27 protein-coding genes are annotated in these 25768 nt (G+C 69.8%); 14 read left to right on the plus strand and 13 right to left on the minus strand.

The genetic code is table 11. From position 1 onward, the window contains the following. Positions 1-7 precede the first annotated feature (7 nt). From P3102_RS13120 to P3102_RS13145, 6 genes are all read right to left on the minus strand, one after another. The gene (locus P3102_RS13120) at positions 8-364 is read right to left on the minus strand and encodes an Asp23/Gls24 family envelope stress response protein (protein ID WP_276369294.1); all 357 of its coding nucleotides are present in this window, start codon (positions 362-364) and stop codon (positions 8-10) included. Next, positions 361-537 (minus strand): hypothetical protein, encoded by a 177-nt coding sequence (locus tag P3102_RS13125; protein ID WP_276369296.1) that lies wholly within the window; start codon positions 535-537, stop codon positions 361-363. Before P3102_RS13125 ends, P3102_RS13120 begins: the two co-directional genes overlap by 4 nt. Further along, positions 537-986 carry an Asp23/Gls24 family envelope stress response protein gene (locus tag P3102_RS13130; protein WP_276369297.1) on the minus strand — a complete coding sequence of 150 codons (450 nt, stop codon included), beginning with the start codon at positions 984-986 and terminating at the stop codon, positions 537-539. Before P3102_RS13130 ends, P3102_RS13125 begins: the two co-directional genes overlap by 1 nt. Positions 987-1194: 208 nt before the next feature. Next, entirely contained in the window at positions 1195-1620 is a 426-nt protein-coding gene (locus P3102_RS13135; protein WP_276369299.1) for a hypothetical protein, read from the minus strand. Then, positions 1620-2177: a sigma-70 family RNA polymerase sigma factor gene (locus P3102_RS13140; RefSeq protein WP_276369301.1), complete on the minus strand. Its 558-nt coding sequence runs from the start codon at positions 2175-2177 to the stop codon at positions 1620-1622. Before P3102_RS13140 ends, P3102_RS13135 begins: the two co-directional genes overlap by 1 nt. Beyond that, entirely contained in the window at positions 2174-2929 is a 756-nt protein-coding gene (locus tag P3102_RS13145; RefSeq protein WP_276369303.1) for a pyrimidine reductase family protein, read from the minus strand. The genes P3102_RS13140 and P3102_RS13145 overlap by 4 nt, the downstream gene beginning before the upstream one ends. A 98-nt stretch (positions 2930-3027) precedes the next feature. Here P3102_RS13145 and zapE point away from each other — a divergent pair, with 98 nt between their 5' ends. Beyond that, positions 3028-4062: a cell division protein ZapE gene (gene zapE, locus P3102_RS13150; protein WP_276369305.1), complete on the plus strand. Its 1035-nt coding sequence runs from the start codon at positions 3028-3030 to the stop codon at positions 4060-4062. Here the strand turns inward: zapE and P3102_RS13155 are convergent. The 3 genes from P3102_RS13155 to rocD form a co-directional block, all read right to left on the minus strand. Then, positions 4016-4624 (minus strand): phosphatase PAP2 family protein, encoded by a 609-nt coding sequence (locus tag P3102_RS13155; RefSeq protein WP_276369306.1) that lies wholly within the window; start codon positions 4622-4624, stop codon positions 4016-4018. The genes zapE and P3102_RS13155 overlap by 47 nt on opposite strands. A gap of 411 nt (positions 4625-5035) precedes the next feature. Continuing rightward, on the minus strand, positions 5036-6397 hold the full coding sequence (locus tag P3102_RS13160) for a DUF2252 domain-containing protein (RefSeq protein ID WP_276369308.1): 1362 nt from the start codon (positions 6395-6397) through the stop codon (positions 5036-5038). A 31-nt stretch (positions 6398-6428) separates the two neighbouring features. Next, positions 6429-7631 (minus strand): ornithine--oxo-acid transaminase, encoded by a 1203-nt coding sequence (rocD, locus tag P3102_RS13165; RefSeq protein ID WP_276369309.1) that lies wholly within the window; start codon positions 7629-7631, stop codon positions 6429-6431. A 156-nt stretch (positions 7632-7787) separates the two neighbouring features. On the opposite strand from rocD, the gene P3102_RS13170 reads away from it, so the two are divergent. From P3102_RS13170 to P3102_RS13180, 3 genes are read left to right on the plus strand one after another with little or no spacing between them, the layout of a single operon-like run. Further along, on the plus strand, positions 7788-8642 hold the full coding sequence (locus P3102_RS13170) for a PPK2 family polyphosphate kinase (RefSeq protein WP_276369311.1): 855 nt from the start codon (positions 7788-7790) through the stop codon (positions 8640-8642). A 20-nt stretch (positions 8643-8662) separates the two neighbouring features. Further along, entirely contained in the window at positions 8663-10786 is a 2124-nt protein-coding gene (locus P3102_RS13175) for an alpha/beta fold hydrolase (protein WP_276369313.1), read from the plus strand. Continuing rightward, the gene (locus P3102_RS13180) at positions 10783-11736 is read left to right on the plus strand and encodes an LLM class F420-dependent oxidoreductase (protein WP_276369314.1); all 954 of its coding nucleotides are present in this window, start codon (positions 10783-10785) and stop codon (positions 11734-11736) included. Before P3102_RS13175 ends, P3102_RS13180 begins: the two co-directional genes overlap by 4 nt. An 82-nt stretch (positions 11737-11818) precedes the next feature. Here P3102_RS13180 and P3102_RS13185 read toward each other — a convergent pair whose 3' ends face one another. Beyond that, positions 11819-12895, minus strand: coding sequence for an FAD-dependent oxidoreductase (locus tag P3102_RS13185; protein ID WP_276369316.1), 1077 nt, complete (start codon positions 12893-12895; stop codon positions 11819-11821). 86 nt (positions 12896-12981) lie between these two features. On the opposite strand from P3102_RS13185, the gene P3102_RS13190 reads away from it, so the two are divergent. Then, positions 12982-13407: a MarR family transcriptional regulator gene (locus tag P3102_RS13190; protein WP_276369318.1), complete on the plus strand. Its 426-nt coding sequence runs from the start codon at positions 12982-12984 to the stop codon at positions 13405-13407. A gap of 1 nt (position 13408) precedes the next feature. On the opposite strand, the gene crcB (P3102_RS13195) is transcribed toward P3102_RS13190, so the two are convergent. Further along, positions 13409-13783, minus strand: a complete 375-nt coding sequence (gene crcB, locus P3102_RS13195) for a fluoride efflux transporter CrcB (RefSeq protein ID WP_276369319.1) — start codon at positions 13781-13783, stop codon at positions 13409-13411. Next, complete coding sequence (gene crcB, locus P3102_RS13200) at positions 13780-14190, minus strand: fluoride efflux transporter CrcB (protein WP_276369321.1); 411 nt, start codon at positions 14188-14190, stop codon at positions 13780-13782. Before crcB (P3102_RS13200) ends, crcB (P3102_RS13195) begins: the two co-directional genes overlap by 4 nt. A 173-nt stretch (positions 14191-14363) precedes the next feature. On the opposite strand from crcB (P3102_RS13200), the gene P3102_RS13205 reads away from it, so the two are divergent. The 4 genes from P3102_RS13205 to P3102_RS13220 all read left to right on the plus strand — a co-directional run bounded on the left by P3102_RS13205 (position 14364) and on the right by P3102_RS13220 (position 18810). Next, the gene (locus P3102_RS13205; protein ID WP_255431246.1) at positions 14364-14495 is read left to right on the plus strand and encodes a hypothetical protein; all 132 of its coding nucleotides are present in this window, start codon (positions 14364-14366) and stop codon (positions 14493-14495) included. Beyond that, a complete protein-coding gene (locus P3102_RS13210; RefSeq protein ID WP_276369323.1) occupies positions 14496-15677 on the plus strand; it encodes a cupin domain-containing protein in 1182 nt (393 codons plus the stop codon). It abuts the gene before it with no gap. Positions 15678-15762: 85 nt separating this feature from the next. Beyond that, the gene (locus tag P3102_RS13215; protein WP_276369325.1) at positions 15763-16725 is read left to right on the plus strand and encodes a sucrase ferredoxin; all 963 of its coding nucleotides are present in this window, start codon (positions 15763-15765) and stop codon (positions 16723-16725) included. 90 nt (positions 16726-16815) lie between these two features. After that, on the plus strand, positions 16816-18810 hold the full coding sequence (locus P3102_RS13220) for an intein-containing Rv2578c family radical SAM protein (RefSeq protein ID WP_276369326.1): 1995 nt from the start codon (positions 16816-16818) through the stop codon (positions 18808-18810). On the opposite strand, the gene P3102_RS13225 is transcribed toward P3102_RS13220, so the two are convergent. Beyond that, positions 18720-19537 (minus strand): IS5 family transposase gene (locus P3102_RS13225; RefSeq protein ID WP_276363339.1). Its coding sequence is split into 2 segments (ribosomal slippage): positions 18720-19195 and positions 19195-19537, totalling 819 coding nucleotides; the frame shifts between segments, so codons are not numbered across the junction. The two genes, P3102_RS13220 and P3102_RS13225, sit on opposite strands and share 91 nt — an antisense overlap. A gap of 258 nt (positions 19538-19795) precedes the next feature. Here P3102_RS13225 and merB point away from each other — a divergent pair. The 5 genes from merB to P3102_RS13250 all read left to right on the plus strand — a co-directional run bounded on the left by merB (position 19796) and on the right by P3102_RS13250 (position 25738). Next, positions 19796-20371: an organomercurial lyase gene (gene merB / locus P3102_RS13230; protein WP_276369328.1), complete on the plus strand. Its 576-nt coding sequence runs from the start codon at positions 19796-19798 to the stop codon at positions 20369-20371. Positions 20372-20833: 462 nt separating this feature from the next. Further along, positions 20834-22606, plus strand: coding sequence for an aspartate--tRNA ligase (gene aspS / locus P3102_RS13235; protein ID WP_276369330.1), 1773 nt, complete (start codon positions 20834-20836; stop codon positions 22604-22606). After that, entirely contained in the window at positions 22606-23547 is a 942-nt protein-coding gene (locus P3102_RS13240) for a DUF389 domain-containing protein (RefSeq protein ID WP_276369332.1), read from the plus strand. Before aspS ends, P3102_RS13240 begins: the two co-directional genes overlap by 1 nt. 79 nt (positions 23548-23626) lie before the next feature. Next, positions 23627-24814 carry a phosphotransferase gene (locus P3102_RS13245; protein ID WP_276369333.1) on the plus strand — a complete coding sequence of 396 codons (1188 nt, stop codon included), beginning with the start codon at positions 23627-23629 and terminating at the stop codon, positions 24812-24814. 75 nt (positions 24815-24889) lie between these two features. Beyond that, positions 24890-25738, plus strand: coding sequence for an SGNH/GDSL hydrolase family protein (locus P3102_RS13250; protein ID WP_276369335.1), 849 nt, complete (start codon positions 24890-24892; stop codon positions 25736-25738). Positions 25739-25768: the final 30 nt, after the last annotated feature.

The following is a 25768-nucleotide window of genomic DNA, read 5'->3' on the forward strand; positions in this document are numbered from 1 at the left end:
TGCTCCTTCAACGGACGCGGGGCGCGATGTCGGGCAGGAGCGCGGAGACCGTCACCGAGACGTCCCGGACCTGGTACGAGGTGATCCGCTCGACCTCTTCGGTGACCTTGGCACGCAGATCGCCGACGATCCGCCGCACCGGCGCCGGATAGTGCAACGCCACGTCCAGCACGAGGTCGACGTCGTTGCCCTCGCCGCCGACCTTCGCGCTCGCGCCGTGGGTTCCCAACCCGAGCCCGGCGATCCGCCGCTCGGCACGGGTGGTCCCGCCGACCTGGTCCGCGGCGTGCTGCGCGATCTTGCGGACCACGGCGGGCGCGATGGTGAGGGTGCCGCGATCCTCCGGTGCGGGCGGGACGGTCATTTGTCGCGGCCCCGGCCGAACAGATCGCCGAGGTCGAGTTCGCCGTCGAGCACCCGGCCGAGGACGAGGCCGAGGACGCCGACGGCCAGCGTCACCAGGAACGCGGTGAAGCCCTGGGTCGCGGCGAGGCCGAGGATGAGGCCGGCGAGCAGGCCGGTCTGGGTCCCGTTCATCACTCGACCCGCGAGATCTCGGTCTCGCCGCCGTTCTCGTCGGGCAGGTGGATGTCGTTGACCGCGATGTTGACCTCGATCACCTCGAGGCCGGTGATCTGCTCGACCTGGCCGATCACGTTGCGGCGCACCGCCCGCGCGACGTCGACGATGCGCGCGCCGTACTCGACGACCACGTCGAGGTCGATCGCGGCCTGCTTCTCGCCGACCTCGACCGAGACACCGGACGTGGTGACCGTGCCGGAACCGGGGATGCGCTCGCGGATCGCGCCGAAGGCCCGCGAGACCCCGCCGCCCAGCGCGTGGATCCCGGTCACCTCGCGGGTGGCGATGCCCGCCACCTTCTGCACCACCACCGACGAGATCGTGGTCTTGCCGGCGGCTCCTTCCTCGTTGAGGGACGACCCCGTGACCAGGGTGTCGGGCCTGCTCGCGCTCGGCTGCGCCATGAAGTTCGCTCCTTCTCGGCCGGTGCCGCGCGACTGGCGCACGCGGCGGTTCCTACGCTCTCACCGACCAGGACACCCGCGCATGCCGAGCCGTCATGCGATGTCCCCCGATTGGGGTAATCAGTTCCGGGAGCCGGTCGTGAGCCCGGGCCCGTTGTTCACGTCACGAAGGTGGTTTCGCGGCCTGCCCGGTAGTACCGAAGCGATCTCAGTCGGGATGCACGTCGACGACGTGGACGTTGATCGCGGGCGGGGCCGAGCCGAGCTGGCCGGTCAGCGCCGCGCCGAGCCGGCGGCGCAGGACGTCCGCGAGCGCCGCTTCGACGCCGAACCGGATGGTGACCAGCACCTGCACCGCGTCTCCTTCCAGCGCGACGGCCGAAACGTGCACCCCGCCGAGGTCACGGCCGATCTCGGCGGCGAGTTTCCTGGTCATCAGCACCAGCGCCCGTTCCGACACCTGGGTCTTGCCGCCCGCCGACGGCAGGTCGAGCGGGGCGGTGGGGTGCTTGCCACGGACGCCGTTGACCGAGCGGAGCACTCGTTCGACGAGTCCCGGCGGTGTCGGCACCGGACGGCTCGCGGCGGCGCGCACCTGCTCCCACCGGGGGTCGTCGCGCGGATCCTCGCTCATCACCGTTCCCCGGATCGGAAGTTGTCACCGAGTTTCGCCAGCAACGCGACCCTGGCGCGGTGAAGGCGGGCGCGCAAAGCGGGCACGCTGACTTCCAGAACCTCGGCCACCTCGTCGTAGGTCATCCCCTCGAATTCTCGCAGAATCAGCGGAATCCGCTGGCCGACGTCCAGTTCGGCGATCGCGCGCAGGACCGTGCCGACCTGCTCGGCCCGCACCACCTGACCCTCCGGGCCGGGCACGACCCCCGCGTCGCCCTCGTCGAGCGGCACGGTCGGTTTCCGGCGGCGGACCTGGCCGAGCGCGCCGTTCGTCGTCACCCGGTAGAGCCAGGTGGACACCGCGGACTCGTACCGGAACCGGGGCAGCGCCCGCCACGCGGAGAGCCAGGCCTCCTGGACGACGTCCTCGGCTTCCGACGCGCTGCCGGTGATCCGCAGCGCCACGCGGTACATCCTGGCCGTGTGCCGCCGGACCAAGGTGTCGAAGGCGCCGTGGTCCCCGGCGGCGGCGCGGGCCGCCAGTTCCTCGTCCGGAACCGGCGCGGTCTCGTTCACCCGCTCTCCCGGCGGCGATAACGCAGCATGGTGAAGCCGTCTTCGAACAGCGCGGACGCGAGGTCCATCCGGCGCGGTTCCGGGGCGGGGCGGCCGTGGGCGATCCGGCTCTCGCCCGCGCCCGCCAGCAGCGGGGCGACGGTCAGGCACAGCTGGTCGACGAGGTCGGCCGCGATCAGCTCGGCGAACAGCGTCGGCCCGCCCTCGCAGTCGACCCGGCGCAGTCCGCGCGCACCCAGCAGGTCGAGCGCCCGATGGAGGTCGACGTCTTCGACCCCGGCGACGAGCACCTCGGCTCCCGCGCGTTCCAGCGCCGCTCGGGGCGCCTTCTCGGTGGTGACGACGATCGGCGAGACCTTGGTGTCGGTGAACAACGGGCCCTCGGGGTCGAGTTCACCGGAACGGGTCACCACCGCGATCGGCGGAACCTCGGACAGCCCCAGCGAAACCCGGCGGGCCGCGCGTTCGGGAGCGACGCGCGCGCCGCGGTAGCCCTCGGCGCGGGCCGTGCCCGCGCCGACCAGGATCACGTCGGAAAGCAGCCGCCCCAGCAGGAAGATCCGTTTGTCCGCGGGGTGCGAAAGCCCCTCGGACAGCTCGTCGACCGCCGCCGCGCCGTCGGCGGAGCTGACGAAGTTGACCTGGACCCAGGGACGGGTCAAGGCGGTCATGTCCTCGGGGTACCCGTAGAGCCGCTCGAGGTCGGCGTCGGAGACGGGTTCCGCCGGTGTCGTTGGCCACAAAAGCTGCACCCCGACATCCCAACACGCGTCCGAGGGCACCGCTGAGCGGGGGATTCGCCCGGTCAGGGAGAGTGAACGGCCGACGCCGGTGCCGTTACCCTCGGCGCATGCCCGCCCGCCTGATCGATCGCCGTCCGGAGCTGTCCGCCGACGAGCTGATCACCGCGCTCGTCCCACCGCCCCGGTTCGACGCGGTCCGGTTCTCCACCTACGTGCCCGATCCGGACGAGCCGAGCCAGGCCGAGGCCGTCGCCACCGGCAGCGCGTTCGCGAAGCGCGTGGCCGAAGCGGCGAACCGGAAACCGAAGTCGAAGCTGCGCGCGTTGTTCGGCGGCGGGGACGAGGCGCCGTCCGGGTCGATGGGGCTCTATCTCGACGGCGGCTTCGGCGTCGGCAAGACGCACCTGCTCGCTTCGACGTGGCACGAAACCCCGTCACCCAAGGCATACGGGACCTTCGTGGAGCTGACCCACCTCGTCGGCGCCCTGGGTTTCGCCGAGGCGGTGCGGCGGCTCTCCGAACACCGGTTCCTCGCGATCGACGAGTTCGAACTCGACGACCCCGGCGACACCATGCTCGTCACCCGCCTGCTGCAGGAGCTGATCTCGGCGGGCGTCTTCGTGGCGGCGACCTCCAACACGCTGCCCGACAAACTCGGCGAGGGCAGGTTCGCCGCGGCGGACTTCCTGCGCGAGATCCAGTCGTTGTCCGCGCGGTTCGGCGTCTGCCGGGTCGACGGCCCGGACTATCGCCACCGCGGCCTGCCGGACGCGCCGCCGCCCGCGACCGCGGAGGAGCTGGAAGCCTCCGCCGCCGCGCATCCCGGGTCCACGGTGGACGATTTCGACGCGTTGTGCGACCACCTCGGCGGGCTGCACCCTTCGCGCTACGGCAGGCTTCTCGACGGCGTGACCCGGGTACACCTGCGCGACATCCACCCGGTTCCCGACCAGAACGTCGGACTGCGGCTGGTCGCCTTCGCCGACCGGCTCTACGACCGCGCCATCCCGCTGGTGGTCTCGGGTGAGCCGGTGCCGGACCTGTTCACCGAGGAGATGGTGAACGGCGGCTACCGCAAGAAGTACCTGCGCGCGGTCAGCCGTCTGACGGCACTGGCGCGCGACGCCGTGCAGCCCAGGTGAGCAGCACCCATGTCGCGCAGACGGTCGCGACGGCGAACAGCGTGCCGCCCACGACGTCGGTCAGGTAGTGGTAGCCGAGGCCGATCATGCCGATCGTGACCCCGCCGAGCACCACCACGCCCACGACCGCGATCACGCCCGTCGCGACCCCGGGACGGGCGAGCAGGACGAGTACGGTCAGCACCGCGACCAGCGCGACGGTATGCCCGCTCGGGTAGGCGAGGTAGGTGTATTTCCAGCGGCCGAAGAGCGGCTTGAGCACCCAGGTGTTCACGAGGATCGCGACGAGCGGGGCGACCATGGTCAGCACCGCTTCGGGCTGGCGACCGCCGACCAGGCAGAGAACGGCGGTGAGGACCGCGACCGGGATGAGGACGTAGGCCTCGGTCGGCGACACCAGCAGCCGGAGAAGGGCCGTGTCGGGGCCGAAGATGCGCTCCACCCACCTGACGGCGAGCTCGTCGGGGCCGGACTGCCTTTGGCCCGAGACCAGCATCCCGAGCACGACCATGATCACCGCGCAGGTGACCGCGACCAGCCCGTACGGCGCTCTTCCGTTCATCCGGCGAGATTACGTGACGGGTGCTCGGTCACCATGCGGGGACGGCTCGCGAGACGAAGGGGCTGCGTTCCGGCTTGGGCTGATCGCAGGCCTTCACGTACTTCGGGCAGGGTGAGGTCGGGTTTCGTCGGCTGTGCCGGTGCGCCTGGAGTACATGAAGGCCCCCTTCCTTGCGCTAGACGCAAGGAAGGGGGCCTTCATGTACTCCCGTGAGAGAACCACGGCGGCGGCTCTTCAGCGATTTCGCGCCTGCCTCCGACCTCGCGCGGAACCGTGCACGGCCATCAACCGGGCATTCGATCGGCAGCAAATGTCCTTTGTGGACACTTATGAGCGCGACCGGCCTCGTCGGCTGTCCAGAAGCCGCGCCACCTATGGGGTGATGGCTCCTCTACTGTGTCGTGCGTGCGGTCAGAGAGCGGCGAAAGCGGCGAAGTCCGCTTCGGTCTGATCCGCGTAGCGCGCGGCGTAAGCCCCGATGGCCTCGTCGAGGGCTTCGTCGTCCTCGAAGTACCCCGCCAGCATCCGCGGATGCAGTGACCGTGCGTGTGCCCGCGCCAGCAACGCGCCCGCCAGGCGGCCGTAGTCGTCGAGGTGGTCCTTCTTCAGTTCCGCCGGATCGATGTCGCCCTTGAGGTTCCGGAACTGCCGCACGATGTACGGCATACCGTCGATGGTCGTCCAGCCGAGCAGGATGTCGGTCTCGGCCTGCACGAGCCGCGCGCCCTCGACGATCCGGCGGCCCTCGTGCTCCGGCGAAGCCAGCCCGAGATACGGCGCCAACGCCGACGGGTTGGCCTGCTTCACTTGCAGGACGAGGTCTTCGCCGGAGTTCCCGTGCAGCAGCGCGACGTAGCTGCGCAGGCCCACGCTGCCGGTGCCGACCACCCGGAAGGCCACGTCGGACACCCGGTACCGCGAGATCAGCGTCCGCCGCGACTCCCGCAGGGTGTCCACATAGGAAACCAAACCGGTGACGACCGCTTCCACCGTCACGTCGTCGACGTGGGTGAGCACCGGCGGGTCTTCGACGAACCGGTGCCGTTCGAGACCGGTCTCGTGGTCGTCGATCCGCCGGGTCCATTTCGCGGTGACCTTGGCGCTGGTGTTCTTCCGCGCCTTCTCGGCCGCTTCCTCGAAGTCGTCGATCAGGTCGTGCGCCTTGACCTCGCTCAGCACCGACGCGTCCGGCAGCGCGTTCCACGACCGCAGGAACGGCAGTTCCGCCAGGCCCCGGATCGTACGCCGGTACGACTTGGCCGCGTCCTCGGCGGCCTCACGGCAGCCCGACTCGCCGATGCCGCTTTCGCGTCCGGCCAGGACGAGGCTCGCGGCGAGCCGTTTGAGGTCCCACTCCCACGGGCCCGGCACGGATTCGTCGAAGTCGTTGATGTCCATGACGATCTGGCCCTCGGGCGTGCCGTACAGCCCGAAGTTCGCGGCATGCGCGTCCCCGCAGAGCTGCGCCGTCAGCCCGGACGACGGCGAACCCGCCAGATCCGCGGCCATCAGCCCGGCGGTGCCGCGGTAGAAGGTGAACGGCGACGCGAGCATGCGCTCGCGCCGCAGTTCCACCAGCTCCGGCAGACGGCCTTCGTTGCTTCGCGTGAAGAATTCCGCCACGCTCGGCCGGCCCTCGCCGGCCGCCGCGTGATCGTGCGCGGACGTCGGCGCCTCGGCTCGCAGCGCCTTGCCCCTGGCGGACCAGTCCTCCGGCGACACCGTCTCGGTGCCGACCAGTGGCCGCTCCACCCATTCCCGCTCGTCTCCCATGGACAGGCAACGTACAGCCCGCCCGAAACGTTCACCGGGTCCTGACGACCTCCGTGATGACGTCGATACCGCGGTCGAGTTCTTCGCGCGTGATCACCAGCGGCGGCGCGATCCGCAGCGTGTGGTCGTGCGTCTCCTTGCACAGCACGCCGCGTTCGGCCAGCGCGGTGGACGCCTCCCGGCCGGTCGGCCCGCCGGGCGCGATGTCGATCCCCGCCCAGAGCCCGCGCCCGCGGACCTCGGCGAGCCCGTTGCCGACCAGTTCGCCGAGCCGCGAGTGCAGATGGGCGCCCAGTTCCCGCGAGCGCTCCTGGAACTCGCCGGTCTTCAGCAGCCCGACCACGGCCCGTCCGATCGCGCAGGCGACCGGGTTCCCGCCGAAGGTGGAGCCGTGCTCACCCGGGCGCAGCACGCCGAGCACGTCCTTGCCGCCGACCACCGCCGACACCGGCATGATGCCGCCGCCGAGCGCCTTGCCCAGGGTGTAGACGTCGGCGCGGACGCCTTCGTGGTCGAGCGCGAGGACGGTGCCGGTGCGGGCGAGACCGGACTGGATCTCGTCGGCGATCAGCAGGACGCCGTGCTCGTCGCACAGCCGCCGCACCTCGGCGAAGTAGCCGGCAGGCGGCACGATCACGCCCGCCTCGCCCTGCACCGGCTCCAGCAGGATCGCGGCGGTGCGTTCGGTGACGGCGTCGCGCAGCGCTTCGGCGTCACCGTACTTGACCGTGACGAAGCCGGGGGTGAACGGGCCGAAGTCGGCGCGCGCGGTCTCGTCGGTGGAGAAGGACACGATGGTCGTCGTCCGGCCGTGGAAGTTCGAGCCGGCGACGATGATCTCCGCGGACCCGTCGGGGACGCCCTTGACGCGATACGCCCACTTCCTGGCGATCTTCACCGCGGACTCGACGGCTTCCGCACCGGAGTTCATCGGCAGGGTCATCTCGGTGCCGGTCAGCTCGGCGAGCTCCCGGCAGAACAGCCCGAGCTGGTCGTGGTGGAAGGCGCGGGAGGTCAGCGTCACCCGGCCGAACTGTTCGACCGCGGCGGCGATGAGCCCGGGGTGGCGATGCCCGAAGTTCAGCGCCGAGTAGCCGGAGAGGAAGTCGAGGTAGGTCTTGCCTTCGACGTCGGTGACCGAAGCGCCCTCGGCGGTGGCGATCACCACGGGCAGGGGGTGGTAGTTGTGGGTGCTCCACTGCTCGTCGAGCGCGATGAAGTCGGCGGTCGTCATGCGTTCAGGTTAGATCCCCTTCCGTCTGCTTTCATCCGGGAAACGTTGCTTTGACCCGTCGTTCGTTGCGCATCGACGCCTTCGGGTGGCGAAATCATGCATCACGGTCTTCGCGCATCGCAGGCGCGAGATCCGGACCGCGGTTATCGTCGCCGGATGGCGAAAAAGGACACCGTCTCCGTCCGGGACACGTTGCGGATCGGCAAGGGGACCGAGCGGCACGATCCGGGCTCGTTCCCGGTCGGGCCGCATAAGAAGCTCAAGGGGCTCGAAGATCTCGCCGCCGCCGGAGGCAGGCTCGCCGCACTGCAGGAGGCCCTCTACGCGGAGGGTGTCGGCGGTGGAAACCGCAGCGTCCTGCTGGTCCTGCAGGGGATGGACACCTCCGGCAAGGGCGGCACGGTGGGTCACGTCCTCGGCCTGGTCAACCCGATGGGCGTACGGTACGCGGGGTTCAAGAAGCCCACCGCGGCCGAGCGGCGTCACCACTATCTGTGGCGGATCCGCAAACAGCTCCCCGCGCCGGGGCAGATCGGCGTCTTCGACCGTTCCCAGTACGAGGACATCCTGGTGCCGCGTGTGCAGAAGCTGGTGCCCGCCGAGGAATGGCGCAAGCGCTACGCCGAGATCAACGCGTTCGAGCAGGAGCTGACCGAGGCCGGGACGACGATGGTGAAGGTCTTCCTCGACATCTCGCCGGAGGAGCAGCTGAAGCGCCTCAAGGCGAGGCTGGAGAATCCGGCGAAGTGGTGGAAGTACGACCCCGCCGACCTCGACGCGCGTGCCCGGTGGAACGACTACCAGAAGGCCTACGCCGACATCTTCGCCAAGACCTCCACGGCGGCCGCGCCCTGGTACGCCGTCCCGGCCGACCGCAAGTGGTACCGCAACTGGCTGATCGCCCGGCTGCTGATCGAGACGATCGAGGAGATGGACCCGAAGTTCCCGCCTGCCGGCTTCGATCCCAAGACGGAGCTCGAGAAGCTGGAAGGCATTGGCGTCTCCGGTTGATCGTCTGAGAGAGTGCGGACGTGACCGACACCAGCCTCGAAGATCTCCCGTTCCTCCGCCGCCAGGCCCGTACCCAGCGCTTCACCCTCGGCGCGCCGAAAGAGTTCAAGGTCGCCCCGGACGGTTCCCGCATCCTGTTCCTGCGGTCCGAGTCCGGCACCGATCCCCGGCACAGCCTGTGGTCGTTCGACGTCGCGTCGGGCGAGGAAACGAAGCTGGTCGACGCGGCCGAACTGCTGGCCGGTGAAGAGGACCTGCCGCCCGAGGAGCGTGCCCGCCGCGAGCGCAGCCGGGAAACCGGTGGTGGTGTGGTCGGCTACGCGGTCGATGACGCCTTCACCGTCGCCGCGTTCTCGCTGTCGGGCAAGCTCCACACCCTCGACCTGGCCACCGGCGCGGTGTCGGTGCTGGTCGACGGGTCGGTCGTCGACCCGCGGCCCAGTCCGGACGGCACCCGGGTCGCCTACGTCCGGGACAGGCGGCTGCGGGTGATCGACCGCGCCACCGGTGAGGACCGCGTGCTCGTCGGTGAAGACAGCGAGGACGGCGAGGACATCGCGTGGGGGCTCGCGGAGTTCATCGCGGCGGAGGAGATGGGCCGCACGCGGGGCTACTGGTGGGCTCCGGACGGGAAGAGCCTGCTGGTCGAACGCTCCGATCGCGCGAACGTGCCGCGCTGGACGATCGCCGATCCGGCCAACCCGCAGTCGGCGGCCAACGTCGTCGCCTACCCGGCGGCGGGGACCACGAACGCGGACGTCACGCTGGCGATCCTCGGGCTCGACGGCTCGCGCGTCGACGTCACGAAGACGGACTGGGAGTACCTCGCCGCGGTGCACTGGTCGGCGGCCGGCAAGCCGCTGCTGTCCGTGCAGTCGCGTGACCAGCGGAACCTCGAGATCCAGGCGGTCGACCCGGCGGACGGTTCGGTCGAGGTCCTGCACACCGAGACCGACGAGCACTGGGTCGAGCTCGCGGCCGGTGTCCCGGCGTGGACCGCCGACGGCCGCCTGGTCCGGGAGAGCGCCGCCGACGGCGACCACCGGCTGGTCGTCGACGGGGTCGCCGTCACCCCGCACGGGCTCCAGGTGCGCTCGGTTCTGCACGTCGGCGACGAAGTGCTGTTCAGCGCGTCGGAAGCCGATCCGACGCAGATCCACGTCTTCCGCACCGAGGGCGGCGAGCTGCGCCGTCTGTCCACTGAGGATGGTGTGCACGTCGGCTCCGGGAACGCTTCGCTGGCCGTGCTCTCGTCGTGGAGCCTGGAGCGCAGCGGCCCGGTGGTGACCGTCGTCTCCGGAGAGAAGACGGTGGCGCGTATCGGTTCCCACACCGTCGACCCGGACGTCGTGCCGAACCTGACCTGGCTGACGCTGGGGGAGCGGGGCCTGCGCGCCGCGCTGGTGCTGCCGACCGGATACGAAGAGAGCGAAGGCAAGCTCCCGGTGCTGCTCGATCCGTACGGCGGCCCGCACGCCCAGCGTGTCCTGCAGACCCGCAACGCCTTCCTGACCCCGCAATGGCTCGCGGACCAGGGCTTCGCGGTGCTGGTCGCCGACGGGCGCGGGACGCCCGGCCGGGGTTCCGCGTGGGAAAAGGAGATCGCGGGCGACCTCGCCGACGTCACCCTCGCCGACCAGGTCGACGCCCTGCACGCGGCGGCGGCACTGCATCCGGAACTGGATCTGGACCGGGTCGCGATCCGCGGCTGGTCCTACGGCGGCTATCTGTCCGCGCTGGCCGTACTGCGCCGCCCCGACGTCTTCCACGCCGGTGTCGCGGGCGCGCCGGTGACCGACTGGTCGTTGTACGACACGCATTACACCGAGCGTTACCTCGGGCTTCCGCAGAAGGAAACGGCCGCGTACGAACACAACTCGCTGATCGCCGGGGCCGGCGACCTTTCGCGGGCGCTGCTGATCGTGCACGGGCTGGCCGACGACAACGTCTTCGTCGCCCACTCGTTGCGCTTGTCGTCGGCCTTGCTGGCCAAGGGACGCGCGCACGTGTTCCTGCCGCTGGCCGGCGCGACGCATATGACGCCGCAAGCCGAAGAGGTCGCGGAGAACCTGATGCGCACGCAGGTGGACTGGATCGTGCGTGAGCTGTCCGGCGCCGTGGTCAAGAGCGAGGAGAACGCATGAAACGGTGGGGCATCACCATTCCGCTGACCGGGGTGCCGCTCGCGGCCCACGAGGAGCTGGTGCGCGAGTTGCCGGATCTCGGCTACACCGACGCGTGGTCGGCCGAGACGGCGGGCAACGACGCCTTCACCCCGTTGGTACTGGCCTCGCAGTGGGCACCGCGGCTGCGGCTGGGCACCGCGATCGTGCCGGTGTACACGCGCGGGCCCGGTCTGCTGGCGATGAGCGCGGCGACCGTCGCGGAACTGGCGCCCGGCCGGTTCGTGCTCGGCATCGGCGCGTCGTCGCCGGTGATCGTGAAGAACTGGAACGCCGCCGAGTTCGAAGCCCCGTTCGCCCGCTCCCGGGACACCCTGCGGTTCCTGCGGTCGGCGCTGGCGGGGGAGAAGGTCACCGAGGAGTACGAGACCTTCTCCGTCGGCAAGTTCCGGCTGGAGCGGCCCGCCGACCCGCCGCCGTCGATCATGCTCGCCGCGCTGCGGCCGGGCATGCTGCGGCTGGCCGCGAAGGAGGCCGACGGTGCCATCACCAACTGGCTCGCCGCCTCCGACGTGCCGAAGGTGCGTGCCGAGCTCGGCCCGGACACGGAACTCGCCGCTCGGATCTTCGTGTGCCCCACCGAGGACGAGGCCGCGGCGCGCGGCCTCGGCCGGATGCTCATCTCGAGTTACCTGACCGTGCCGGTGTACGCGGCGTTCCACGACTGGCTCGGCCGCGGCGACGCCCTCGCGCCGATGCACGAGGCGTGGGCCGCGGGCGACCGGCAGAAGGCGAACCAGGTCATCCCGGACGAGGTCGTCGACGACCTGATCGTCCACGGCAGCCTCGACTCCTGTCGCGAGCAGGTGCAGTCCTACGTGGACAACGGGCTGACGACGCCGATCATCGCGCTGCTGCCGACGGGTGAGGATCCGTTCGCTCAGGTGCGAGGGCTGGCTCCGCGGTCCTGACCGGTCCCTCGAGTGCTATGAAAGGTCCTTTCCTTGCAAAATTTGCAAGGAAAGGACCTTTCATAGCACGCACACGGGGAAGTCAGGCGACGTCGAAGAGTTCCTCGTACCGCGAAACCATCATGTGCGACCCCTTGATCTCCGAGGTCGTCGCCGCGTCCAGGACGCCGACCTCCTCGGCGTAGGTCGCGCCTCCGGAAGGCCCGAGCGGCAGCGAGATCATCGGCCCGCCCGGCGTATGCGCGCGCAGCTCGCCGCCTTCGATCAGCGCCCGGATGTTGGCCACGACGACCTCCGCGTGGTCGCCGGCCACCTTCGCCAGCTTTCCTTCCGGCAGCGCGGTGATGTCGCCGAGCGCGAACACCCGCGGCTGTCCCGGCAGCCGCAGGTCGGACGTCACTTCCACCTGCCCGTTCCGCTGCCGCGCGGCCACCAGCTCGCCGGAGAGGTATCCGGTGTGCGGCGCGCCGCCGTAGCACTGGAACCACAGATCGGCGGTCACCTCGCCGCCGCCGGTGAGTCCCGAGGTGAACGTCTTGGCCTGTCCCGGTTCCGAGACCGGGGGCTCGGCCGGCGAGGTGCCGAGCAGGAGCTCGACACCCAGTCCGTCGAGCTGACGGTGGATCTCCGCGCGGAACTCCTCCGGGAAGCCGGGCAGAAGCTCCTTCACCGGGTCGACGATCGTCACGGCCTTCTCCGGCCACACCGCCTTGATCTCACCCGCCAGTTCCAGGCCCACCGGGCCCGCGCCGAGCAGCAGTACCTTGCCCGCGCCCGCGAGTTCCTCCCGGGTCGCGCGGATCTTCGCCTTCGCCGACGCGCTGTCGTGGAAATCGATCTTCGCCGGGAACGGGTACGCAGAACCGGTCGCCAGCACGACGTAGTCCGGGGTGAGCCGCTCGCCCGAAGCGAGTGTGACGCCGTCCTGGTCGACGCTCACCGCGCGGTCGCGAAGTACTCGTCCTCGTTCGAGAAGCCGGCTGTACGGGTAGAAGAGCCGATCCGTCCACTCGGGATCGACGAGCCCGCGCAAGGCGGCGACGTGGTGGACGAAATCCTCGCGCGGCTCGACGAGCACGACGTCGGTGAACGAGTCCAGTTCCTTGGCGACGGTCGTGCCGCCGTATCCCCCGCCGATGACGGCCACGGTCGTGGTCATGAGACCCCCTAGTTCGTAATGCGTAATGTTCGTATTACAAACTACAGTAGTTCGTACCCCGAACGGTCGTCAAGTAGACTGCGCTCATGACCACGGCCGAAGACCTCGGGTTCGCGACGGCGCTGGTGCGGCTTTCGCATCTGGTGCAGCGGGCTTTCATCGACGTCGGCAGGTCGCACGACCTCACGCCGCAGCAGGCGCAGCTGCTCTGCGTACTGGCGCAGGGGGAGTCGGGCGTCGGGATGACCGACCTCGGCAAGATGCTGAACCTGGAGAAGTCCAGCGTCACCGGCCTGGTGGACCGGGCGCAGCGGCGCTCGCTCGTCGAGCGGGTCGCGGACGCCGATGATCGCCGCGCGCTGAAGATCACGCTGACGGAAGAGGGTCTCCGGCTCGCGAACGCCGCGCACGAGGGTGTCGTCGAAAAGCTGGAGGAGATGGCGGCCGATCTCCCGGCCGACCAGCGTGCGGCGGTCGCCGCGGCCGCGTGGCGGATGGCGGCCGAAGGCTGATTCAGGACCAGATCGCGCCGGCGAGCAGAAGTCCCGCCGCCGCGGCGCCGATCCCGGCGACCATCGTGACGCCCACGTTCAGCGCGGCCCGCGGGCGCGTCTCCTCGGTGAAGAGACGCAGCGTTTCGTAGCCGAAGGTCGAAAAAGTGGTGAGTCCGCCGCAGAAGCCGACGGCCGCCAGCGAGCGGATCCCGTCCGGCTGCCCGCCGTGCAGTGCCCAGCCGGTGAGGACGCCCAGGATCGACGAGCCCGCGATGTTCACCGCCAGCGTGCCCCACGGGAAGGCGGTCCCTCGCCACGCCCGCAGCCGAAGATCGGTCAGGAAACGGATGATCGCACCGAAACCGCCGCCGAGCGCGACGAAGAGGAGGGTCATCTCTTCACCGCGCGAGTGATCTCGTGTCCGGCGTAGACCGCCATCAACGCTGCCGCCACGGTGCCGAAGGCGTACGCCAACCCGGTGAACGGACGTCCGGTCGTCACCAGATCGAGGGTGTCCGTCGCGTAGGTCGAGAACGTGGTGTAGCCGCCGAGGATCCCGACCCCGAGGAAGGGACGCACCAGCCGGTGCGGGGCCTCCGCCGCGGTCAGCGCCGCCATCAGGAAACCGATCAGCAGACAGCCGGAAACGTTGGTGGCGAAGGTGGAGAGCGCGAACTGGCCCGGGGAACGGGGAATCGCGAGCGACAGGCCGTAGCGGGCGAGACTGCCCAGCGCGCCACCCGCGCCGACGACCGCGAGCACGTCCCATCGCGGGCGGGGAGCGGATGCCGCATCAGCCATGGATGGCAGCTTAGAACCGCTGTCCGGGTGAACTGGCGCCCGTGGTGTCGAAGATCGCTCGCCAGGCCGTTTTTCCCTGCTGGACGGTGAATTTTCTCGAAACGTGTCGTAGGCTCGGTGGCGCTCCAGACCGATTTTCGGTCCGTCCGCTCGGCTGAGAAAAAGGTGGCAGGATGGCACAGGAACAGTCAGGTACGCAGGCTCCCGACAGCGGTTTGCTGCTGGAGGTCGAAATGATCCCGACCGCGGTCGACCGCGGGAAGGCCAACGGCGCGGCCGCGGACAACGACGGCAACGACGGCTGAGTGCCCGAAACGCCGACGCTGGCTGACCTCGTGGCTCCGCTCGGGGTCAGCCAGTTCTTCCGAGACGTCCAGGGCGGGGCCTACCGTCGTTTCGAAGGCCGCGCGGGCCGGTTCGCCGACCTGCTGCCGTGGCCGGCGCTGAACGCGATCCTCCGGCAGCATCGCCTCGAGTTCCCGAGGCTGCGCCTCGCCCTCGACGGCACCCCGGTGCCCATGGAGAGCTACACCGATCTCGTCCCGACTCGCCGCAGCGGCACCGTTCCGCGGCTGCGGGCCGCTCCGTTCACCGAGCACCTTCGCGGCGGCGCGACGATGGTGCTCGACGCCATCCAGGAACTCAGCGACCCGATCGGCGACCTCGCCCGGCGCCTTGAGCACGACCTCCGGGAAAGCGTCCAGGTCAACCTGTACGCGGGCTGGGGGGTGACTCACGGCTTCGACGTGCACTGGGACGACCACGACGCGTTCGTCATCCAGGTCGCCGGCCGCAAACGCTGGCGGATGCACGGCCCGACCAGGCCCGCTCCGCTGCACCGCGACGTCGAACAGCCCGAACGGCCCAGTGAGCCGATCGACGACTTCGTCCTCGAAGACGGCGACGTCCTCTACGTCCCGCGCGGGCACTGGCACGACGTCACCGCGGTCGGGGAGATGTCGCTGCACCTCACGCTCGGGTTCAGCCCGGCCACCGGGATCGACCTGGTGTCCTGGCTCGCGGACGAACTGCGGGCGAGCACCGTGTTCCGGCAAGACCTCCCCCGGTTCGGGACGGAGGAGGAGCGGGCGGCCCGTGCCGCCGCACTGCGCGCGGAACTGGAAGCCACGCTGACCGCCGACGTCCTCGACAAGTTCCTCGCCGAGCGCGACTCGAAGGCCCCGGCGCATCCGCGGGTCGGACTGCCCTGGGCGGCGACTCCCGGACTGTTGCCGGACGGCGACGAGACCGAGGTCCGCTTCCTCGTCCTGCGGGCGGTGCTCGAAGAAGGCGACGGCCGGGTGACCCTGCTCGCGGACGGCAGGCGGTTCGTCTTCGCGGCCGCCGCGGCCCCGCTGCTGAAGGCGCTGCTCGACGGCACGCCGCGGGCGGTCGGGCGGCTCGCCGAACTGTCCGGACTCGATCGGGGGACCGTGCGGGCCTTCCTCGGCGAGCTCACCACCCAGGGGCTGCTCTCGGTCGGCTGAAAGTCACAGGGGACGAGAAGTGTGGCGGGAGGTCGGTCGGGGTAAGCTAAGGCATGCCTAAGGTGAAGTCCGGAGTGGTCGGCCGATGACCGCTCAGCTCTCGGACACCCCACTGCCGCACGGTCCGGCGTCGCCCGCCGCTTTGCCGGGCTGCGCCACTGTCGCGCGCATGCTGGGCGCGAGCCCCGCCGGTACCGCGGCGGACATGCGCTGCTGGCTGCTCATCGAGCAGCCGGGCCCCTGGCCTGCCGACGCGCTCGAGAACGTCCTCCACGAGGCCTTCCCCGCCGAGCGTCGTGAGCTGCTCGAAAACTTGAGACGTTCCCACGGGCTCCGCCCGCTGCTGATGCGGCGCCCCGGTAAACATCGGCGCGACCCGGATCGCCCCCGTTCCGTCTATGTCGGCGGCGGCGAGCCGGGGAACCGCTGGCTGGAGCGCCTGGAGATCCGCGATCTGGGCGAACTGGCCGAGCTGGACCTCGAAGCGGTCGCGGACGGCGTCGGCGGGCTCGGCACGCGAGTGGACGGGCCGCTGTTCCTGGTCTGCACGCACGGCACCAAGGACATGTGCTGCGCGGTGCTCGGCCGCCCGCTGGCCTCGACGCTCGACACCAACCACCCCGGCCGGGCCTGGGAGGTCAGCCATGTCGGCGGTGACCGCTGGGCGGGCAACCTGCTGGTGGTCCCCGACGGTTTCCTGCACGGCCAGCTCGACCCGGCCGAAGCGGCGCTGGTCGCCAAGGCCGCCCTGCGCGGCCAGGTCGAGCCGGAGCAGCTTCGCGGCCGGACGTCCGCCCGGACGGCGTGGGCGCAGTTCGCCGAGATCGCGCTCCGGCGGCAGCTGGACCTGACCGGGCTGGACGACGTGCTCGCCGTCCAGGAGGAGCCGCTGCTCGAGTCCGACGCACGGGTGGTCACCGTGCGCGGCGGCCAGGACTTCTACTCGGTGAGGGTGCGCCGCCGGTCGGCGACGCCGCGCGGGGAGAGCCGATGCGTGGGGCTGATCCAGCCCGCCGGGTACGTGACCGAGGAGATCACCAAGCTCTGACGGCGCAAGTAGGTGACCACTTGCGCCGAAGATCACCCACGTTCGAACATTTGTTTGACACCCCTCTAGAACGTGTGTTCGACTGGCCGGGTGCGATGGGATCGACAGCGGGCGGACGGCGGCGAGCCGGTGCTGCCCGGATTGGACGGGTTGGCGCGTTCGGTGCGCGCGCCCGAGTTCGACGGCGTCACCTTTCACGAGGTGCACGCCAAATCCATGCTGAACAAGGTGCCCGAGGGGTCGGGTGTCCAGTTCGGATGGACGGTGAACCCGTACCGGGGTTGTTCCCACGCGTGCACGTACTGCCTCGAAGGCGGCACGCCGGTCCTGATGGCCGACGGCCGGACGAAAACGCTGGCGGACCTGACGCCCGGCGACGTGATCTATGGGACACGCGGGCGCGGCGCGGGGCGCCGTCTGGTGCCCACGGAGGTGCTCGCGCATTGGTCGACGCTGAAACCGGCGTACCGCCTGACCCTCGAAGACGGAACGTCCATCGTGGCCAGTGGCGACCACCGGTTCCTGACCGGCCGCGGCTGGAAGCACGTCACCGGCACCCGGTTCGGCGCGGCACAGCGGCCGCATCTGGTCGGCGGCACCGAACTCGTCGGCGTCGGCAAACTCGTCCGCACGCCGGACGACACCCTCGGCTATCGCGCCGGATACCTGTGCGGGATGTTGCGCTCCGGCGGGTTCTCGGCCGAGAAGGACGCCGCGGACCGCGCGCTCGGCTATCTGCCCGATTTCGGCGCGTCGGTCGGTTTCATGCAAGTGCCGCCTTCGCCGGATTCCCATTGGCAACGCGGTTTCCTGGCCGGGCTGTTCGATCTCTCCGGTGGTTACCGGCACGGCGCGCTGCGCGTCACCCACGACGAACAGGACATCGTCTCGACCTTCTGTGCCGCTCTCGACAACTTCGGCTTCCGTTACGTCAAAACGGAAAACGTCAAATTCAGTCCCTTGTGGACGGTCCAGCTCCTCGGTGGCCCGTCGGAGGAGCTGCGGTTCTTCCATCTCGCCGATCCCGCCGTCGGCTGGAAACGGTCGTTGGACGGCCTCGCCATCGGCCGGACCAGGCGGAAGGTGACGTCCATCGAGCCGCTCGGCATCGAGCTGCCGTTGTTCGACATCACCACCGGCACCGGTGACTTCATCGCCGACGGCATGGTCACGCACAACTGTTTCGCCCGGAACACCCACACGTACCTGGATTTCGACGCCGGACGCGATTTCGACACGCAAGTGATCGTGAAGGTCAACGCGCCCGAGGTGCTGGCCACGCAGCTGCGGCGGCCCGGCTGGACCCGCGAGCACGTCGCGATGGGCACGAACACCGATCCCTATCAGCGCGCCGAAGGCCGGTACGGGCTGATGCCGCGCATCATCACCGCGCTGGCCGATTCGGGCACGCCACTGTCCATCCTGACCAAGGGCACCGTGCTGGCCAGGGACCTGCCGTTGCTGGAGTCGGTGTCGAAGGACGTGCCGGCCGGGCTGGCGATTTCGCTCGCCCTGCTCGACGAGGAGCTGCAACGCCGCCTGGAACCGGGGACACCGGGCCCGCGGGCCAGGCTCGACCTGATCCGCAAGGCGCGGGACGCCGGCCTTCCGTGTTCCGTGCTGGTCGCCCCGGTGCTGCCGTATCTGACCGATTCGGTGGAGGCACTCGACGCCTTGTTCGCGCGGCTGGCCGAGGTCGGCGCCACGCGGGTCACCGTCCTCCCGTTGCACCTGCGGCCGGGCGCGCGGGAATGGTTCGCGCGCTGGCTCGGCCGGGAACATCCGGGACTGGTGCCGAAATATCGCGCGCTCTACGCGCGTGGCGCGTACCTCCCGAAGTCCTATCGGGAGGGGTTGGGCACCCGCGTCGGCCCGCTGTTGCGCCGTCACGGTTTCGGTTCCCGTGCGGATGCCGGAGAGCGAATGCAGGTGACGATGCCCGTGCAGCGTGCGGGAGAGGCGGTGATTCCGGCGGAGCAGCTTAAGAGCGTGTCTTACGTGGTGAGCTTTCGGAGTTTCTTGTGGCAGGTGAGGGCGGCTCCGAGGGTAAGGAAGGCGAGGAAGTGTTCGGCTTTGCGTTCGTAGCGCAGGGTGAGGCGGCGGTATCCGGTGAGCCAGGCCATGGTTCGCTCGATCACCCAGCGGTGTTTGCCGAGTTTGTCCGCGGATTCGATGCCTTTGCGGGCGATGCGGACTGTGATGCCGCGGTCGCGGACCCAGTGTCGGAGCGCGGGCTGGTCGTAGGCCTTGTCGGCGTGCAGCTTGGCGGGCTTGCGGCGTCGCGGGCCTCGGTGGGACTTGACCGCGGGGATCGCCATCACCAGGGGTTTGAGCGCGAGCGAGTCGTGGGTGTTCGCGGCGGAGATCGCGATCGTGAGCGGCAGGCCGGCACGGTCGGACAGGACGTGGATTTTCGAGCCGGGTTTACCTCGGTCGACCGGGCTGGGGCCGGTCAGAGATCCCCCTTTTTCGCGCGGACGGAGGCGCCGTCCACGATCGCACGACTCCAGTCGAGCAAGCCCCGGCTGCCCAGTTCGTCAAGCAGTACACGATGGAGCTCGCGCCATAGCCCGGCCTCTGTCCATTGCGCGAACCGGCGGTGCGCGGTCTGGAAGGGCACGCCGAACGACGGCGGCAGATCCCGCCAAGCACATCCGCTGGTCAGCACGTACACGATCGCCGTGAACACCTGCCGCGGATCCAACGGCGCGGTCCCACCACCCTGCGGACGCGGTGTGAACGCGGGGATCAACGGCTTCACCAGTTCCCACAGCTCATCCGGCACAAGACGCAAAGACAACCGATCAACCACGACCAAGATCATGGCGCATCAGCCACCGGTCGCCACGTAAGACACGCTCTAAATTGCTGTAAGACATCCCATGTCACTTTTGTCCTGGGTGACCGAAAGTCCGCGCGTTTTCGCGCATCAGTGGAAACCTTTTGCCCACACTGGTCGCGTACGGTGGATTTTCTTACCGTGCAACGGATTCGACCGTTCGGCGCAGTGACTTGGCGGAAAACCTTTTCGTGCTTAATCTCATTGGAGACGAAGGCGAGGAGGTGCCTGTTGACCATCCGGACGGATCGCACCGCCGGTGTCCGCCTCGCCTGGACCGCGACCAAGCTGACCAGAGCGGGCAGGCACCCCATCGCCATCGGCAGGCTCGCCGCCACCGTCGGCATGCCCCCGGACGAAGCCCACCGCCTGATGGATCTGATGGGTTTCGTCATCCGTGACGGCCTGGTCGTGATGGACCGCGGCGCGCGCCCGGCCGAGCGCGCCGGCTCCGATCGGTACCGGGTCGACCTGTTCCTGCTGGCCGTCGCCACCGGTGAACCGGTCCACGCGGATTCGGTCTGCCCGGCGACCGGAGCACGCGTCCGCGTCCACTTCACCCGCGAGCGGGTCTTGAGCGTCGACCCGCCACACGCCGTCGTCGCCGCGTCGCGACTGTCCGGGATCGACCTCGCGCTCGGCCAGGATTACGTCGAGGCACTGGTCTGTACCCAGTTCTTCGCGTCGAAGGAGGCGGCCGCGGGCTGGCTGCTGGAGAACATCGACGGCCGGGTCCTGTCCGTTCCCGATTATCTGGCGCACACCCGGCGGATGGTCGCGGCGCTGGAGGCCTGGCCGACGATCTGAACGTCTCCAGGTGAACCCGCGCCCGCGATCGACGTCGGCAGGGCGCGCGATCTGGTCTTTCACGCGAGTTACGGGCTCGATCACGCGAGTCACGTCTCCGATCACGCGAGTCACGGCCCCGATCACGCGAGTTACGGCCCCGATCACGCGAGTCACGTCTCCGATCACGCGAGTTACGGCCCCGATCACGCGAGTTACGGAACCTGAGCGCACATCCGCATCATCTCGAGGTCGGTGACCATGGCTGAACAGCGCATCATCGTGTCGGCGCACATGCGGGACATGTCCGCGCAGGTCACACCCATGGTCGCGTTCCGGCCAAGACCTCGGCTCCGCCGACAGGCTCCTGAGCGCACCCGGCTTGTACCTGGTCGCGTGGCATCAGGGGCGATTCGTTAGCCTTTGACGTCGGCGAAAAGCCGTCGAATCGCAGAATCGTGATGCCGAAGGAGAGCACCCGCAGTGCTTCGCACCCACAAAGCCGGCACCTTGCGTGCCGAGCATGCCGGTCAGACGGTCACCCTCACCGGATGGGTGGCTCGGCGGCGCGATCACGGCGGCGTCATCTTCATCGATCTGCGCGACGCCGGCGGAGTGAGCCAGATCGTCTTCCGCGAGGGTGAGATGGCCGAGCGCGCCCACCAGCTGCGCTCCGAATACTGTGTCCGCGTCGTCGGCGAGGTCGCGAAGCGCCCCGAGGGCAACGCCAACGCCGAGATCCCCACCGGTGAGATCGAGGTGCTGGTCACCGAGCTCGAGGTGCTGTCCGAGGCCGCCGTACTGCCGTTCCCGATCGACGACCGGGTCGACGTCGGCGAGGAGGTGCGCCTCAAGCACCGCTACCTCGACCTGCGCCGCAGCGGTCCCGCGGCCGCGATGCGCCTGCGCAGCGAGGTCAACCGCGCCGCCCGCGAGGTGCTGCACGCGCAGGAGTTCGTCGAGGTCGAGACCCCGACCATGACCCGCTCCACCCCCGAAGGCGCCCGCGACTTCGTGGTCCCGGCCCGGCTCAAGCCCGGTTCCTGGTACGCGCTCCCGCAGTCGCCCCAGCTGTTCAAGCAGCTGCTCATGGTCGGCGGGCTCGAGCGGTACTACCAGATCGCGCGCTGCTACCGGGACGAGGACTTCCGCGCCGACCGGCAGCCGGAGTTCACCCAGCTCGACATCGAGATGAGCTTCGTCGAACAGGACGACGTCATCGCCCTCGGCGAGGACGTCGTGACGGCGCTGTGGAAGCTGATCGGCGCCGAGATCCCCCGGCCGTTCCGGCGCATCACCTACGCCGAGGCGATGGAGAAGTACGGTTCGGACAAGCCGGACCTGCGCTTCGACCTCGAGCTCACCGACATGACGGCGTTCTTCGCCGACACCCCGTTCCGTGTGTTCCAGGCGCCGTACGTCGGCGCCGTCGTGATGGCGGGCGGGGCCGACCAGCCGCGCCGCACCCTCGACGCCTGGCAGGACTTCGCCAAGCAGCGCGGGCACCGCGGGCTCGCCTACATCCTCGTGAACGAGGACGGCACCCTCGGCGGCCCGGTCGCGAAGAACCTGTCGGAAAAGGAGCGCGAGACCGTCGCCGAAGCCGTCGGCGCCAAGCCCGGCGACTGCGTCTTCTTCGCCGCGGGCAAGGCCGCCGACGCGCGGGCGCTGCTGGGCGCCACCCGGCTGGAGATCGGCAGCCGTCTCGGCCTGATCGACGAGAACGCCTGGTCGTTCGTCTGGGTCGTCGACTTCCCGATGTTCATCTCGGCCGAGGAGTCCGACGACGTCGCCGTCGGCGGTGGCAAGTGGAAGGCACTGCACCACGCCTTCACCTCGCCGACCCCGGAGTGGATCGGCAAACTCGCCGACGACCCCGGCAACGCCCTGGCCTACGCCTACGACATCGTCTGCAACGGCAACGAGATCGGCGGCGGCTCGATCCGTATCCACCAGCAGGAACTGCAGAAGCAGGTCTTCGAGCTGATGGGCCTGTCCGAGGACGAGGCGCAGGAGAAGTTCGGCTTCCTGCTCGACGCCTTCGCCTTCGGCCCGCCGCCGCACGGCGGGATCGCCTTCGGCTGGGACCGCATCGTCATGCTGCTGGCCAAGGCCGAGTCGCTGCGTGACGTGATCGCCTTCCCGAAGACCGGCGGCGGGTTCGACCCGCTGACCGCCGCTCCCGCGCCGATCACGGCGGAGCAGCGCAAGGAGGCGGGCATCGACGCCAAGCCCGCGCCGCCGGTCAAGAACTGATGCTCCACCTCAGGGCCGTGTGCCCGCCGGACCGGACCGAGGAAGCGATCCGGATCCTGCGGGCACACACCGGAACCGCGCACCTCGTCGTGCATCACGGGGTGGCGGTCGCGCCCGAGGGCGACTTGATCGAAGCGGACATCGCCCGCGAGGCGACCGACGAGATCATCGAGTCGCTGTGCGGACTCGACCTGGACCACACCGGTGGCATCACGCTGGAGGCGCTGGACACCGCGGTGTCCGACGCCGCGGACAAGGCCGAGGAAGCCGCGCCGGGCGAAGGCGCGGACGCGGTGGTGTGGCAGGAACTCGTCGGCCGCTCCGGCGAGGAATCCCGGCTCACCTGGACGTTTCAGGCGTTCCTGACCATCGCGTGCCTGCTGGCGGCGGTGGGGGTGATCACCAACTCGTCGGTCACCATCGTCGGGGCCATGGTCGTGGGGCCGGAATTCGGCCCGCTGGCGGCCATCGCCGTCGGGTTGGTGCTCCGGCGTGGAGATCTCGTGAAGCAGGGCGCCGTCGCGCTGCTCGGCGGTTTCCCGATCGCGATGGTGATCACCCTCGGTGTGGTTCTGGTGGGCAACGCCACCGGAGCGCTCGAAGTCGGCAAACTCGCGGACAACCACGAGGCGGATTTCATCTACCAGGTGGGAATCGCGTCACTCATCGTCGCGCTGCTCGCCGGCGCGGCCGGGATGCTTTCCATGACTTCGGCCAAATCCGCCGCGCTCGTGGGCGTGTTCATTTCGGTGACGACGGTTCCCGCGGCGGGTTACGCGGTGGTCGCGGCGGTTGCCGGTCAGTGGGAACGGTGCCTTTATTCGGCCGGTCAGCTGCTGGTCAATCTCCTCGGAATCGTTGCAGCTGCGGCCATTGTGCTGATGTTGCGCCGTCGTGGGCAACGATCGAGGGTGATGGAACGTCCGCTTTCCCGCGGATGAGTCCCAGATCGCGTCAGTGCGCGCGGTTGCCCGGATCTCAGTGGTCATGGTTGCTCAGTCACGAGTAGGGTCGGTGACAATGACAGTCGATACCTCCTCTGCCGACGATTCGACCGTCGGAGCTGGAGCCGAAACCCTCGCCGTCGCGGCCGCGGTCGCCGCCGGCGAGTCGGTCCTTTCGCGCCGATTCGGCAGCGCGATCACCCTCGTCGCCCCCGAAGAGCTCGCCGGCAGTGGCCCGGCGACGGTCGTGCGGGCGCGGGTGGCGTCGTCGCCGTTCGCGTTGCCGCGGACCCTCGTGATCAAGCACTACCCCGATCCACCCGAACCGGGACGGCCTGATCCGTTCGCGCAGGAGGCGGTCAGCTACCAGCTGTTCACCGCGCTCGCGCCGGAGGACCGGATGTGCCCGGAGCTGCTGGCCCACGACGGCCGGGATCGTGTCCTGGTGATCGAGGACCTCGGCGGCGTCCCGACGCTGCACGACAAGCTCCACGCCCGTGACGCTCGTGGCGCCGAACGCGCGCTGCTGTCCTGGGCGCGGTCGCTGGGCAGACTGCACGCGAGCACGGCGAGCCGCGAGCCCGATTTCAACGCGCTGCTGCGCCGTCTGGGCGGCCCGGTCAAGCACGAGGACCCGCCGCTGCCCGCGGTCTGCGCGCAACTGCCGGGGCTGCTGGAGGAGCTGCTCGACGTCGAGACCCCGGAGCCGGTGCAGCGCCGGGTCATGCACGTCGCCGAGCGGGCGGGTTCACCGTCCTATCGTGCGTTCAGCCCGGTCGATCTCAGCCCGGACAACAACCTGGTGACCAGCAGCGGGGTGCGCTTCCTCGATTTCGAACGCGGCCGGGTGCGCAGCACCTTGATGGACGTGGCGTACCTGCGGCTCCCGTTCGCGTCGAGCGAGGACGCGCTGGCGCTGCCACCGGGGATGAGCGAGGCGATGATCGCGGCCTGGCGGTCCGAGGTCGTCTCGGTCTGGCCGGGCCTCGCGGACGAGGACGCCCTGGCCGACCACCTGATGGACGGTCAGCTGCTCCTGATGTGGGTCATCACCTGGGAGATCCTCCCGGAGCTGGACCTGCGGCGGCACGCCACGCCGATCAGCCGGGAGGCCGCGCTGGTCACCTGGTGGCGTGAACTGGCCAAGCAATCGCTGCGAGCCCGCCTGACGGACATCTCCGAGCACGCCACCAGGGTCGCCGCGGCGCTCGGGGCCAGGCTGGGGCCGCACGCGGACCTCGCCTTCTACCCGGCGTTCCGGTAGCCGCCGCACGGACTTTTCGCTCGACCGTCCTCACCGCGTTACCCAGGCATCACCGCCGGTGAGTCTGCGTGGCCGATGGTGGCCACCGTGACCGTGATCAGTGTCGAAGTCACTCCGAGTCCCCCACCTCTTCTTCCACCCGCCCCGGCCGTACCGCGGTCCGCGCGCAGACTGGTCGTGCTCGGCGATTCCACGGCCGTGGGCCTCGGCGACCCGCTGCCGAACCGAGGCGGCTGGCGCGGGGTCGGCCCGCTCGTCGCCGAGGCGCTGGGCGTCGAGCCGGACGGCTATCTGAACCCGTCGTTCACCGGAGCGCGCATGGGCTGCGTGCTGACGAAGCAGCTCCCCGCGGCGGTGGCGCACCGGCCGGACGTCGCGCTGGTGGTGGCGGGGATGAACGACACACTGCGTCCCGATTTCAGCGCCGAGAAGATCGCCGCGGACCTCACCGGGGTGATCCGTGCGCTGGCCGCCATCGGCACCACCGTGGTCCCGGTGCGTTACCACGACCACGGCAAGGTTTTCCGCCTACCGGGGTCGCTGCGGCGCGCGTTGAGCGAGCGGGTGGCCGAACTGAACGCCGCCATCGCCGATGTCGTCGAGCGCGAAGACGTGCCGTGTCTCGACCTCGAACTGCTGCCCGGCGCCTACGACCTGAGCGCGTGGAGCGTCGACCGGCTGCACCCGTCGGAGCTCGGGCACCGGATGCTGGCCACCGGGTTCGTCGAACGGCTCACCGAGGCCGGGTTCGCGGTGCCCAGGCCGGTCAGCCTGACCTGCTCGGGGGGCGTCGAACCGAGCGCCGCCGGACACGTCGGCTGGCTGGTCCTCAAAGGCGTCCCGTGGGTGTGGCGGCGGGGCCGCGAATTCGCGCCGTACGCCGCCGTGATCATGTGGCACTCGTTCCGGGAGCGGCTGCGCTGACCTGTGGCCGGAACCGTCGGTGGCTACGGC

This window comes from Amycolatopsis sp. QT-25 (assembly GCF_029369745.1).
Classification (GTDB): Bacteria; Actinomycetota; Actinomycetes; order Mycobacteriales; family Pseudonocardiaceae; genus Amycolatopsis.

What these genes read in the sequence shown, in the direction of transcription:
- P3102_RS13170 (WP_276369311.1), top strand. Translation starts at nt 7,788, where the DNA reads ATGGCGAAAAAGGACACCGTCTCCGTCCGGGACACGTTGCGGATCGGC.
- P3102_RS13130 (WP_276369297.1), bottom strand. Translation starts at nt 986, where the DNA reads ATGGCGCAGCCGAGCGCGAGCAGGCCCGACACCCTGGTCACGGGGTCG.
- P3102_RS13125 (WP_276369296.1), bottom strand. Translation starts at nt 537, where the DNA reads ATGAACGGGACCCAGACCGGCCTGCTCGCCGGCCTCATCCTCGGCCTC.
- P3102_RS13120 (WP_276369294.1), bottom strand. Translation starts at nt 364, where the DNA reads ATGACCGTCCCGCCCGCACCGGAGGATCGCGGCACCCTCACCATCGCG.
- P3102_RS13185 (WP_276369316.1), bottom strand. Translation starts at nt 12,895, where the DNA reads ATGACCACGACCGTGGCCGTCATCGGCGGGGGATACGGCGGCACGACC.
- P3102_RS13155 (WP_276369306.1), bottom strand. Translation starts at nt 4,624, where the DNA reads ATGAACGGAAGAGCGCCGTACGGGCTGGTCGCGGTCACCTGCGCGGTG.
- P3102_RS13180 (WP_276369314.1), top strand. Translation starts at nt 10,783, where the DNA reads ATGAAACGGTGGGGCATCACCATTCCGCTGACCGGGGTGCCGCTCGCG.
- P3102_RS13245 (WP_276369333.1), top strand. Translation starts at nt 23,627, where the DNA reads ATGACAGTCGATACCTCCTCTGCCGACGATTCGACCGTCGGAGCTGGA.
- zapE (WP_276369305.1), top strand. Translation starts at nt 3,028, where the DNA reads ATGCCCGCCCGCCTGATCGATCGCCGTCCGGAGCTGTCCGCCGACGAG.
- P3102_RS13215 (WP_276369325.1), top strand. Translation starts at nt 15,763, where the DNA reads ATGACCGCTCAGCTCTCGGACACCCCACTGCCGCACGGTCCGGCGTCG.
- P3102_RS13190 (WP_276369318.1), top strand. Translation starts at nt 12,982, where the DNA reads ATGACCACGGCCGAAGACCTCGGGTTCGCGACGGCGCTGGTGCGGCTT.
- crcB (WP_276369319.1), bottom strand. Translation starts at nt 13,783, where the DNA reads ATGACCCTCCTCTTCGTCGCGCTCGGCGGCGGTTTCGGTGCGATCATC.
- P3102_RS13240 (WP_276369332.1), top strand. Translation starts at nt 22,606, where the DNA reads ATGCTCCACCTCAGGGCCGTGTGCCCGCCGGACCGGACCGAGGAAGCG.
- P3102_RS13205 (WP_255431246.1), top strand. Translation starts at nt 14,364, where the DNA reads ATGGCACAGGAACAGTCAGGTACGCAGGCTCCCGACAGCGGTTTGCTG.
- P3102_RS13160 (WP_276369308.1), bottom strand. Translation starts at nt 6,397, where the DNA reads ATGGGAGACGAGCGGGAATGGGTGGAGCGGCCACTGGTCGGCACCGAG.
- P3102_RS13250 (WP_276369335.1), top strand. Translation starts at nt 24,890, where the DNA reads ATGGTGGCCACCGTGACCGTGATCAGTGTCGAAGTCACTCCGAGTCCC.
- crcB (WP_276369321.1), bottom strand. Translation starts at nt 14,190, where the DNA reads ATGGCTGATGCGGCATCCGCTCCCCGCCCGCGATGGGACGTGCTCGCG.
- rocD (WP_276369309.1), bottom strand. Translation starts at nt 7,631, where the DNA reads ATGACGACCGCCGACTTCATCGCGCTCGACGAGCAGTGGAGCACCCAC.
- P3102_RS13135 (WP_276369299.1), bottom strand. Translation starts at nt 1,620, where the DNA reads ATGAGCGAGGATCCGCGCGACGACCCCCGGTGGGAGCAGGTGCGCGCC.